This window comes from Streptococcus sp. 68 (assembly GCF_013277415.1).
Classification (GTDB): Bacteria; Bacillota; Bacilli; order Lactobacillales; family Streptococcaceae; genus Streptococcus.
In genome coordinates this window covers 22,159-33,865 of record NZ_VMMX01000008.1, presented here as the reverse complement: position 1 = coordinate 33,865, position 11,707 = coordinate 22,159, and the positions used below count along the sequence as shown (strand labels likewise).

The window sequence follows — 11,707 nt, the reverse complement described above, 5'->3', positions numbered from 1 at the left end:
TATATTTTTAATCTACTTTTACAATCCAACCTTCTGGCGCTGGAATATCACCAAACTGAATACCTGTCAATTCATCATAGAGTTTACGAGTCACAGGACCAACTTCTGTTTCACTATAGAAAACATGGAAATCATTACCGTGTTGAATACCTCCAATTGGCGAAATAACTGCTGCTGTACCACAGGCACCTGCCTCTACAAAACGGTCCAGGTTATCAATTGGGACATCTCCCTCAATAGGAGTCAAGCCCAAGCGGTGTTCTGCCAAATAAAGCAAAGAATACTTAGTAATAGATGGCAAGATAGATGGACTCAATGGTGTTACAAACTCATTGTCAGCTGTAATTCCAAAGAAGTTAGCTGATCCAACTTCTTCAATCTTTGTATGTGTTGATGGATCTAGGTAAATAACATCTGAGAAATGACGTGACTTGGCCAATTTCCCTGGCAAGAGACTTGCAGCATAGTTTCCACCAACCTTAGCCGCACCTGTACCATTTGGAGCCGCACGGTCGTATTCATCCTGAATCAAGAAGTTGGTTGGGACCAAACCACCCTTAAAGTAATTTCCAACTGGCATAGCAAAGATAGTAAAAATATACTCCTCTGCTGGTTTTACCCCGATAATATCTCCGACACCAATCAAAAGAGGGCGAAGATAGAGGGTTCCACCTGTTCCGTATGGTGGTACGTATTCTTCATTCGCACGGACAACTGCTTTACAAGCTTCTACAAACATGTCTGTCGGAACTTGTGGCATCAAGAGACGGTCACATGTACGTTGCAGGCGTTTAGCATTTTCATCAGGACGGAACAGTTGAACACTGCCATCCTTAGTACGATAAGCCTTCAAACCTTCAAATGCTTGTTGTCCATAGTGGAGACTTGGAGAAGACTCTGAAATATGCAAAGTTGCATCCTCTGTAAGCTCTCCTTGATTCCATTGTCCATTTTTAAAATGAGCAATATAGCGATAAGGTAATTTCATATAGGAGAAACCAAGGTTTTCCCAATCAATCGTTACTGTCATATTCCACTCCTTATTCTAAAAACCTATTTCTTATATTCTACACTATTTTTCTAAAATAGCAAGTATATTTTGTAATTTTCAGAAAATTTCTTCAATAAAAAGAACCAGCTCTTAGAACTGATTCCTCATTTCACTTATTTAGCTTCAGTAAATACTTCTTTAAGATAAGCGTCAAAAACTTCTTCATCTGAAATCGTGTCAGAGATGAAACTACCGTTGCTAGTCCGTTCTGACAAATTCAAGTCTTGCAATCGGCTTTCATAGATTGTTCCTTTGTTGGATTGAACAATCAGAGCTTGGTCGTTTTCTTCCATTTCTGTACTAAAGAGATCACCAACGAAGCCTTGTTCTACAACTGCTCCTGCTAAGAAGACACGATGCGGTTTATTTTTTAGCTCACGCAAGACTTGTAACCCTCGTTTGGCACGGCTGGTTACCGGAATTTCGTCAATAGAAACACGTTTTAAACTTCCACGCTGTGTCAAGAGATAGAAGGAGGATGTATTACAGATAAAGGCGGATTGGAGGACATCATCTGCTTTCAGGTTCATAGCTTTGACACCTGCAGCCTTAGCACCGACAACTGGAACCTCTTCGATATTGAAACGAAGGGCATAACCATTTTGGCTAATCAAGAGAACATCATCCAGTTTAATCGGAGCCACTGCTACAATCTGGTCTGTCTCGTCTTTGAGCTTAGCATACTTGACAGACTTAGACTTGTAGGTTCGCCATGGAGAGAATTCTTTTCGTTCTACCCGTTTGATTTGACCAAGACGAGTCGTCGCAAAGTAGGTTGTCGCATCATCAAACTGATCCACTACTTCCACATAAAGGATCTCTTCATTCGTTTCAAAGTTTGTAATAGTTTGGCTCAAATGCTCTCCGATATCCTTCCAACGAATATCTGCCAATTCATGGATTGGTCGATAAATGACATTTCCAAGAGTAGTGAACATCAAGAGATTCTGGGTTGTCTTGACAGCTTGTACAAAGATCAAACGATCGTCATCACGTTTGCCAATTTCTTCCAGAGTGGATGCCGCAAAGGAACGTGGACTGGTACGCTTGATGTAACCTGCCTTGGTCACGCTGACGTAGGTATCTTCCTCGGCGATAAGACTAGCTGTATCAATCTCAATTGCTTTCGCAGTATCTTCTAAAGCACTCAAACGCGGAGTCGCAAACTTCTTCTTAACCTCACGAAGTTCTTTCTTCATGAGATTGTACATAGTCCGCTCATCACCGATAATCGCCGCAAGCATGGCAATCTTCTCACGAAGTTCTGCTTCTTCTTCTTGCAAGACAACCACATCGGTATTGGTCAAGCGGTATAGTTGCAAGGTAACGATGGCCTCAGCCTGCTCTTCTGTAAAATCATAGCTGACTTTGAGGTTTTCCTTGGCGTCCGTCTTATTCTCAGAAGCACGGATAAGGGCAATGACTTCATCCAAAATCGAAATCACGCGAATCAAACCTTCGACGATATGGAGACGTTTCTCAGCCTTTTCCTTGTCAAAGCGTGAACGCGCCAAAATCACTTCACGACGGTGGGCAATGTAGCTAGACAAGATTGGAACGATCCCAACCTGACGAGGCGTGAAATTGTCAATAGCCACCATGTTAAAGTTATAGTTGATTTGCAGGTCTGTGTATTTGAAAAGATAATTGAGAACAAGCTCCGTATTAGCGTCTTTTTTGAGCTCAATAGCAATACGAAGACCGTCACGGTCAGACTCATCACGAACCTCAGCAATCCCAGCTACCTTGTTATTGACACGAACATCATCGATTTTCTTGACTAGATTGGCCTTGTTGATTTCATAAGGAATCTCAGTGATAACGATTTGTTCCTTACCACCTTTTAGCTTTTCAATCTCCGTCTTGGAACGAACAACCACGCGCCCTTTCCCAGTTTCATAGGCCTTCTTGATTTCATCACGACCCTGGATAATCCCTCCAGTCGGGAAGTCTGGTCCAGGCAAGAATTCCATGAGTTTATCAACCTTTGCAGTTGGGTGGTCAATCATGTAAACCGCCGCATCGATGACCTCAGCTAAATTATGAGGTGGAATATCTGTCGCATAACCAGCCGAAATACCAGTCGAACCATTTACCAAGAGATTTGGAAATGCTGCTGGTAAAACCGTCGGCTCTTTCTCCGTATCGTCAAAGTTCCAGGCAAAAGGAACTGTCTTTTTCTCGATATCCTGAAGAAGATAACCAGCAATCTCAGACAAACGTGCCTCGGTATAACGCATAGCCGCAGGCGGATCTCCATCCATAGAACCGTTATTACCGTGCATTTCAACTAGAATCTCACGGTTTTTCCAGTCCTGAGACATACGAACCATGGCATCATAGATGGAGCTGTCACCGTGTGGGTGGAAATTCCCCATGATGTTCCCGACAGACTTGGCCGACTTACGATAACTCTTGTCAAATGTATTACCATCCTTATTCATAGAATAAAGAATGCGGCGCTGAACCGGCTTCAAGCCATCACGAATATCTGGCAAGGCCCGGTCTTGAATAATGTATTTAGAGTAGCGACCAAAGCGCTCTCCCATAATGTCCTCAAGGGACATGTTTTGAATGTTGGACATAATAATTCTCTTTTTAGTGTTTTATTGTAAAGTAAATCTATAATTTATAAATTTAACTGTTTCTTTGTAGGTAGTGAGAAAAGAAGAGCAATCCTACTAATCCTAGAATGAATAAAAGATTAATTTTAATAACAAATAAGCTAAGTAGGGTATTGATTAGGCCGTGAAAAATGGCGCAAAAAAGGACCGACTTAGTCTTTTTGAAAACAGCTGCTAGAAGAATACTGAGATAAATTGCAAATAGACTGAATAATATAAAAGGCATCCCACTTTGGGAACTTCCAATCACAAACCATAAAGGTACATGCCATATTGCCCAAATACAACCTGTTATCAAACTGGAGATCCAAAAGGAGAATCTAGTTTCCAAAATTGGTTGCAAGATGCCTCGCCATCCCAATTCTTCTTCGCCACCATAAATACAGACTGCACTCAAAAAAACAACAAACAAATTTTCTAGTGGAAAAGCCGTATTAAGCTCCTTAGATGAGAAAGCAATGACACCTGTCTGCACGAAAATTAGTAAAAGAAATAACAAAATATGTTTCTTTGAGTCCCCTAAGATAAAAGAGACTATACTTTTAATGGATTTTTGAGGCAAACAAGAAATGGCTGCAATGGTTGGACCGAAACCTCCTAGTAAATGGAGAAAAACTCCTAGTGGACTTGTTAGACTTAAGAGGCTCATTTGCGTTAGAAAAGCGAGTAATCCCCAACCAAATCCCCAAGAAATGAGAAAACTCATCAGTAAAAATTTTGTTATCTTATTATTTTGTAAATGTTTCATTTGTTTCGAGTCTCTCCTCAGCATACTGAATCATCTTCTCAGCCATTTCCTTATCGTAGTCAAATTCCATCTTGTTAGCAAGGTATTGAGCTTCTTGGTGGAAAAGTTGCATCGTAGCAAATAAAGACTGAGTGATTTTATCTAAACTTGAGAAATCAAGCAGATTTGAAAATTCCTTTTCTTTACCAGTGGGTAAATAGTTAAAAAGATACTTATAATTCTTGCCGACGTCTACTTTTCCCTTATCACTTGCTACCTGCCAAGCTAAGACTTTTAACAACTCTTGCTGACAAATACCATAGAGATGGTCGGTCGCGTAGATGAGCTGATTCCTACAAATCCCTTTGACAACGTAGGCCGACACCCACCAAAATTCATTACAGGAATTTTTAAAATCCATTTCAATAGCTGGGGTCATCCAGTAACGCTCTGGATTTGGGAAATAAGGTTCAAATAAATTTTCTGGATCTTCTAAAACAGTGAATCCTGCTTCACTGCCCACCCACTCTTGAATGTATTCTTTAGGGCAAAGAGTCAAATCAATGCGGTTACCATCTTCAAAGAGCATGAGATAGAGACGACGATTACCAAGACTAACTTCTTGCTCGATAATGCGTTTTCCAAACTGATTCAACCAAGAAAGGTCACTCGTTAAATGATCTATGTTATCCACAATATAGACCACATCGTAGTCTTGAAATTCATCTTTTGGAGCATTTTGGTTTGTCCGTGAACCAGACATAGCGACAGCTTCTACTTGTATAGTTTTGGCTGTTTTTAAAATAACATCGAGCATTTCTGTTTCAGTTCTCATGTTAATACCCATTCGTTAAAGACAGATTTAAAACACTGTCGCTTCTTCCAGCGTAAACTTGACATTATCTTCAATCCACTTGCGACGTGGTTCGACCTTATCTCCCATGAGGACATTGACACGACGTTCGGCACGTGCTAAGTCTTCGATTGTAACACGGATGAGGGTACGGGTTTCAGGATTCATAGTTGTTTCCCAAAGCTGGTCCGCATTCATCTCACCAAGCCCTTTATAGCGTTGGAGGGTAGCACCTTTACCAAACTGCTTGCGGAGTTCTTCTAGTTCTCCATCCGTCCAAGCATAGGCCACTTCTTCTTTCTTGCCTTTTCCTTTTGACATCTTGTAAAGAGGCGGAAGGGCGATATAGACATGTCCCGCCTCAACAAGCGGACGCATGTAGCGGTAGAAAAATGTCAAGAGCAAGGTCTGGATATGGGCACCATCTGTATCCGCATCGGTCATGATAATGATCTTGTCATAGTTGGCATCTTCAATAGAGAAGTCCGCTCCAACACCTGCACCGATGGTATAAATCATGGTATTGATTTCTTCATTTTTAAGGATATCCGCCATCTTGGCCTTGGCTGTATTAATAACCTTACCACGAAGAGGTAGTATAGCCTGGAATTTACGGTCACGACCTTGTTTGGCAGAGCCACCAGCAGAGTCCCCCTCGACTAGATAGAGTTCATTCTTAGCTGGATTCTTGGACTGAGCTGGGGTCAATTTTCCAGATAACAATCCCTTGTCTTTCTTGTTTTTCTTACCATTTCGACTTTCATCACGCGCCTTACGTGCCGCTTCGCGAGCATCACGGGCCTTGATAGCCTTGCGAATAAGATTAGAAGCCAATTCTCCATTTTCCATAAGGAAAAAGGTCAACTTATCAGCTACAATTCCATCCACAACGGGACGAGCAAGAGGGCTTCCTAGCTTGTCCTTGGTCTGACCTTCAAACTGCAAATGTTCTTCAGGAACAAGGATAGAAAGAACGGCTGCTAGTCCTTCACGATAGTCTGATCCTTCAAGGTTTTTATCTTTTTCCTTGAGAAGCCCCGTCTTACGCGCGTAGTCGTTCATAACCTTTGTAATGGCAGACTTGAGTCCTGTCTCGTGCGTTCCACCGTCCTTGGTGCGAACGTTATTGACAAAGGACAAGATGTTATCTGAAAAACCATCATTGTACTGGAGAGCTACTTCCACTTGGAAACCGTTGTCTTCACCTTCAAAGTAAAGAACCGGCGTCAAGGTTTCCTTATCTTCGTTCAGATAAGAAACAAAGTCCTGCACCCCATTTTCATAATGGAACTCAATCGCTTCATCTGTACGCTTGTCCGTCAAAGACAAGGTCACATTTTTCAAGAGAAAGGCTGACTCATTGAGACGCTCTGAAATGGTATTGTACTTGAAGTCTGTCGTAGAAAAGATCGTCGCGTCAGGCATAAAAGTAACCTTAGTACCTGTCTTAGACTTGGGTGCTGTACCGACCTTTTCAAGAGTTGTAACAGGCTTGCCCCCATTTTCAAATCGTTGTTTATAAACCGTTCCATCACGGGTAATTTCAACTTCCAACCAGCTTGATAGGGCGTTTACAACGGAAGATCCAACCCCATGGAGACCACCAGAAGTCTTGTATCCTCCCTGACCGAATTTCCCTCCGGCGTGAAGAATGGTAAAGATTACCTCAACTGTTGGAATCCCCATAGCGTGCATTCCAGTCGGCATCCCACGTCCATGGTCTTGAACCGTTAAACTACCATCTTTATTGATAGTCACATCAATACGATCACCAAATCCAGACAAGGCCTCATCAACTGCATTGTCGACGATTTCCCAGACGAGGTGATGGAGACCAGCGCCATCGGTCGACCCAATGTACATACCTGGACGTTTTCGAACCGCATCCAACCCTTCTAGCACCTGAATGGCGTCATCATTATAATTGTTAATATTGATTTCCTTTTTTGACACAAGGAACCTCCTATTCGTTCATCTTTACTATTCTACAGGTTTTCCAAGGATTTTGCAAAATTTTTCTTTCTCCGGTGTGACAATTTCAGAAGAGATTCTCTGCCTTTCTTCTCCATTTCATGATATAATAGGAGTATGATTACAATAGTTTTATTAATCCTAGCCTATCTGCTGGGTTCGATTCCGTCTGGTCTCTGGATTGGACAAGTATTCTTTCAAATCAATCTGCGTGAACATGGTTCTGGTAACACTGGAACGACCAATACCTTTCGCATTTTAGGTAAGAAAGCTGGCATGGCAACATTTGTGATTGACTTTTTCAAAGGAACCCTAGCAACGCTTCTTCCGATTATTTTTTACCTGCAAGGTGTTTCACCTCTTATCTTTGGACTTTTGGCTGTTATTGGCCATACCTTCCCTGTCTTTGCAGGATTTAAGGGTGGCAAGGCTGTCGCGACCAGTGCTGGAGTGATTTTCGGATTTGCACCTGTCTTCTGTCTCTACCTTGCAGTTGTTTTCTTTGGAACCCTCTATCTTGGTAGTATGATTTCGCTATCTAGTGTCACAGCATCTATCGCGGCTGTCATCGGAGTTCTACTCTTTCCACTTTTTGGTTTTATCCTGAGCAATTATGACCCTCTCTTCATCGCTATTATCCTAGCACTTGCCAGTTTGATTATCATTCGTCATAAGGATAATATCGCTCGTATCAAAAACAAGACTGAAAATTTAGTCCCTTGGGGATTGAACCTAACCCATCAAGATCCTAAAAAATAAAACGCCAGTTTGAATGAACTGACGTTTTTTTGTATGCTTATTTTGATTTGATATAGTTGATACCATCTGCCTTTGGTGCGACTGCTTTTCCAAAGAAGGCTGCCAAGACAAGAATTGTCAAAACATAAGGTGCGATTTGAAGGTAAACCGCAGGAACTCCTTGTAGGAATGGCAATTGAGAACCGATAACAGCCAAACTTTGTGAAAGTCCAAAGAAAAGACTAGAAAGCATGGCTCCGATTGGATTCCATTTTCCGAAGATCATCGCAGCAAGAGCGATAAATCCAGGTCCAACAATAGTTGTCACTGAGAAGTTAACTGATATGGATTGAGCATAAATAGCTCCACCAATTCCACCTAGGAAACCTGAAATGATAACCCCTAAATATCTCATCTTGTAGACATTGATTCCCAAAGTGTCCGCTGCTTGAGGGTGTTCACCGACAGAGCGGAGACGAAGACCAAAGCGAGTCTTGAAGAGGATAAACCAAGCAAGGAATGAGAAGGCAATGGCCAGATAACCAAGTAGACTAGTTGACTTGAAGAAGATATCACCAATCACTGGGATATTTGCCAAGACTGGGAAGTCAAAGCGTCCAAAAGTCTGACTTAGGTTGTCGGTTTGTCCTTTGTTATAAAGAACTTTCACTAAGAAAACAGCCAAGGCAGGCGCCATTAAGTTCAATACCGTACCGCTGACAACATGGTCTGCACGGAAATGAACCGTTGCTGCTGCGTGGATGATAGAGAAGACACCACCAACCAATCCTGCAACTATCAAAGATAGCCATGGAGTTGCTGCTCCAAATTGTTCTGCAAATTCAAGGTTAAAGACAACTCCAGAAAAGGCACCCATAACCATAATTCCTTCAAGACCGACGTTTACTACACCACCACGTTCAGAGAAAACACCACCGATACTTGTAAAGATGAGGGGTGCTGAGTAAATCAGCATAGAAGACACCAAGAGGGTGAGCAAGGTTGTAATAGACATCTTTACTTACCTCCTTTAACTTGTTTTTTCGGTTTGACAAAGCGTTCGATAAGATAATGAACACTGACAAAGAAGATAATAGACGCTGTTACAATGCTGACAAGCTCAGACGGTACCTGCGCCGCATTCATACCAGGGGCTCCAACTTGGAGAACACCAAATAGGAAGGCTGCAAAGAGAATACCAATTGGTGAGTTGGCCGCAAGCAGACTAACCGCCATACCGTTAAATCCGACAGCTAAAGATGCCCCTTGAACATAGACGTTCTGGAAGGTTCCAAGTCCTTCAACAGCACCACCAAGACCAGCCAAGGCACCTGATATAATCATTGATAGGATAATAGTCCGTTTGGCAGAAATACCAGCGTATTCTGATGCGTGAGGATTAAGACCAACCGCACGAATTTCAAAACCAAGGGTTGTTTTCTTGAGCAAGAACCAAATAACTGCAACGGCAATGATGGCAAAGAAAATACCAATATTCATCCGTGAATTCCCAGTCAACTCAGCCAACCAAGGGGTCTGGTAGGTTGCATTAGCTCCGACACGAATCGTCGAATCTGTACTTTGCATGAAATCTTTAGGGAAGGCATGGATAAAAGCATTTCCTACATACAAGACAATGTAGTTCATCATGATGGTTACAATAACCTCTGATGTCCCTAGATAGGCTCTAAGAATACCCGGAATCGCTCCGACAATCCCACCAGCAATCAAGGCAATCACGATGGTTGCTAGAATCATAAACGGACGTGGCATATCTGGATGCGACAAGGCAAACCAACCACTAAGAATCCAACCAGCCAAGGCCTGACCAGGAAGTCCGACGTTAAAGAAACCTGCACGACTGGCAACAGCAAAACCAAGACCAATCAAGACCAAAGGTCCCATAGCACGGAAGATTTCTCCAATTCCACGCAGACTGCCAAAGGCTGTATAGAACAATTCTTCGTAGCCCCAAATAGCATCATAGCCGAAGATCCACATGACAATGGCTCCAAGTAAAATTCCTAGGAAGACAGAAATCAAGGGAACCGAAATTTGTTGTAATTTTTTAGACATCACTCTTCTCCTTTCCCAAGTTTCCACCAGCCATCAAGACACCAAGTTCTTGTTTATTGGTTGTTTCTGGTGATACAATACCTTGAATCTTACCATCGTGGATAACGGCAATACGGTCTGAGACGTTTAAAATCTCATCCAACTCAAAGCTGACAACAAGAACAGCCTTCCCATTATCACGCTCTTCAATCAAGCGCTTGTGGATATATTCAATGGCACCGACATCCAACCCACGAGTTGGCTGGCTGACGATAAGGAGATCAGGATCTCGATCAATTTCACGAGCAATAATTGCTTTTTGTTGATTTCCTCCTGAAAGTGCAGCTGCAGGAACAAATTCACTGGCAGCACGAACATCAAACTCTTCCATTAACTTTTTAGCATAAGAAGTAATATTTGAATAGTTCAAAATTCCATTTTTACTATGTGGTTCTTTGTAGTAGGTTTGAAGGGCAATATTTTCAGAAATCATCATTTCCAAAATCAAACCATCACGGTGACGGTCTTCTGGAACGTGCCCAACACTCAACTCTGTAATATGACGTGGATGCAAGCCTACAATTGAATCTCCTTTTAGCTCAATGCTTCCAGATTCAACCTTGCGAAGACCTGTAATGGCTTGAATCAGTTCAGACTGACCATTTCCATCAATCCCCGCAATCCCAACAATCTCTCCAGAACGAACATCCAAGGACAGATTTTTAACAGCTGGAACACCGCGGTTTTCATTGACCACCAAGTCTTTAATAGACAAAATCACTTCTTTTGGTTGAGAGGCTTGCTTCTCTGTCTTAAAGGAAACAGAACGACCCACCATCATTTCTGCCAAATCTGCATTGGTAGCTCCCGCAATTTCGACTGTTTCAATTGATTTCCCACGACGGATAACTGTAACGCGGTCAGAAACTGCGCGAATCTCGTCCAACTTGTGGGTGATCAAGATAATTGATTTTCCTTCTTTGACAAGATTTTTCATAATAGCCATCAACTCATCAATTTCTGATGGAGTCAAAACAGCCGTTGGTTCGTCAAAGATAAGGATATCAGCCCCCCGATAAAGGGTTTTTAAAATTTCTACACGTTGTTGGGCTCCAACTGAGATGTCTGCTACCTTGGCAGAAGGGTCAACAGCTAAGCCATAACGTTCAGAAAGAGCCTTGATTTCTTTGCTAGCTCCAGCGATATCTAGCACACCATTTTTAGTCAATTCACTACCTAAAATGATGTTTTCAGCCACTGTGAAGGCTTCTACCAACATAAAGTGCTGGTGAACCATTCCGATTCCCAAGCTAGCTGCTTTAGATGGTGAGTCGAGGTTGACAACTTGACCGTTGACCACAATTTCACCACTGGTTGGTTCAAGAAGCCCTGCTAACATGTTCATGAGCGTGGACTTACCAGCCCCATTTTCTCCTAAAAGTGCATGAATTTCACCTTTTCGTAGGTGCAGGTTGATTTTGTCGTTGGCAACAAATTCACCAAACACCTTGGTAATATCACGCATCTCAATGACATTTTCGTGTGCCATGTGCTCTTCCTTTCAGAGTCTTATTTTATTTCAATAAAACTTGCTCGTTTGTCTAGTAGCAAGCTTTACTGAGACAAAATGACTTTGTCTCAACTCTTAAAAAGCGGCCGAGGGCCGCTTCCTAAGAAATGACTTCCAT

At 42.2% G+C, this 11,707-nt stretch carries 9 protein-coding genes; 1 reads left to right on the top strand and 8 read right to left on the bottom strand.

Annotation, left to right across the window (positions count from 1 at the left end; translation table 11 throughout):
• Positions 1-7: 7 nt before the first annotated feature.
• From HT720_RS04565 to parE, 5 genes are all read right to left on the bottom strand, one after another.
• Entirely contained in the window at positions 8-1,030 is a 1,023-nt protein-coding gene (locus tag HT720_RS04565) for a branched-chain amino acid aminotransferase (protein WP_173274848.1), read from the bottom strand.
• A gap of 134 nt (positions 1,031-1,164) precedes the next feature.
• Complete coding sequence (gene parC, locus HT720_RS04560) at positions 1,165-3,636, bottom strand: DNA topoisomerase IV subunit A (RefSeq protein WP_173274847.1); 2,472 nt, start codon at positions 3,634-3,636, stop codon at positions 1,165-1,167.
• A gap of 52 nt (positions 3,637-3,688) precedes the next feature.
• Positions 3,689-4,423, bottom strand: a complete 735-nt coding sequence (locus HT720_RS04555; RefSeq protein WP_173274846.1) for a type II CAAX endopeptidase family protein — start codon at positions 4,421-4,423, stop codon at positions 3,689-3,691.
• Positions 4,404-5,237: an aminoglycoside 6-adenylyltransferase gene (locus tag HT720_RS04550; RefSeq protein ID WP_173274845.1), complete on the bottom strand. Its 834-nt coding sequence runs from the start codon at positions 5,235-5,237 to the stop codon at positions 4,404-4,406. Before HT720_RS04550 ends, HT720_RS04555 begins: the two co-directional genes overlap by 20 nt.
• Before the next feature lie 27 nt (positions 5,238-5,264).
• Complete coding sequence (gene parE, locus HT720_RS04545) at positions 5,265-7,208, bottom strand: DNA topoisomerase IV subunit B (protein WP_049519646.1); 1,944 nt, start codon at positions 7,206-7,208, stop codon at positions 5,265-5,267.
• Between the two features lie 135 nt (positions 7,209-7,343).
• Between parE and plsY the strand changes: the two genes are divergently transcribed.
• Positions 7,344-7,985, top strand: coding sequence for a glycerol-3-phosphate 1-O-acyltransferase PlsY (plsY, locus tag HT720_RS04540; RefSeq protein WP_173274844.1), 642 nt, complete (start codon positions 7,344-7,346; stop codon positions 7,983-7,985).
• Positions 7,986-8,022: 37 nt separating this feature from the next.
• Here the strand turns inward: plsY and HT720_RS04535 are convergent, their stop codons facing one another.
• Genes HT720_RS04535 through HT720_RS04525 form a run of 3 tightly spaced genes read right to left on the bottom strand, consistent with a single transcriptional unit; the run spans position 8,023 to position 11,568 of the window.
• Complete coding sequence (locus HT720_RS04535) at positions 8,023-8,979, bottom strand: ABC transporter permease (RefSeq protein ID WP_120007870.1); 957 nt, start codon at positions 8,977-8,979, stop codon at positions 8,023-8,025.
• A 2-nt stretch (positions 8,980-8,981) separates the two neighbouring features.
• Positions 8,982-10,040 (bottom strand): ABC transporter permease, encoded by a 1,059-nt coding sequence (locus HT720_RS04530; protein ID WP_173274843.1) that lies wholly within the window; start codon positions 10,038-10,040, stop codon positions 8,982-8,984.
• Positions 10,033-11,568, bottom strand: a complete 1,536-nt coding sequence (locus HT720_RS04525; RefSeq protein WP_173274842.1) for an ABC transporter ATP-binding protein — start codon at positions 11,566-11,568, stop codon at positions 10,033-10,035. The genes HT720_RS04530 and HT720_RS04525 overlap by 8 nt, the downstream gene beginning before the upstream one ends.
• Positions 11,569-11,707: the final 139 nt, after the last annotated feature.

Coding starts and splice junctions, on each gene's coding strand:
- parC (WP_173274847.1), bottom strand. CDS start 3,636: ATGTCCAACATTCAAAACATGTCCCTTGAGGACATTATGGGAGAGCGC.
- HT720_RS04550 (WP_173274845.1), bottom strand. CDS start 5,237: ATGAGAACTGAAACAGAAATGCTCGATGTTATTTTAAAAACAGCCAAA.
- HT720_RS04565 (WP_173274848.1), bottom strand. CDS start 1,030: ATGACAGTAACGATTGATTGGGAAAACCTTGGTTTCTCCTATATGAAA.
- HT720_RS04555 (WP_173274846.1), bottom strand. CDS start 4,423: ATGAAACATTTACAAAATAATAAGATAACAAAATTTTTACTGATGAGT.
- plsY (WP_173274844.1), top strand. CDS start 7,344: ATGATTACAATAGTTTTATTAATCCTAGCCTATCTGCTGGGTTCGATT.
- HT720_RS04530 (WP_173274843.1), bottom strand. CDS start 10,040: ATGTCTAAAAAATTACAACAAATTTCGGTTCCCTTGATTTCTGTCTTC.
- HT720_RS04535 (WP_120007870.1), bottom strand. CDS start 8,979: ATGTCTATTACAACCTTGCTCACCCTCTTGGTGTCTTCTATGCTGATT.
- HT720_RS04525 (WP_173274842.1), bottom strand. CDS start 11,568: ATGGCACACGAAAATGTCATTGAGATGCGTGATATTACCAAGGTGTTT.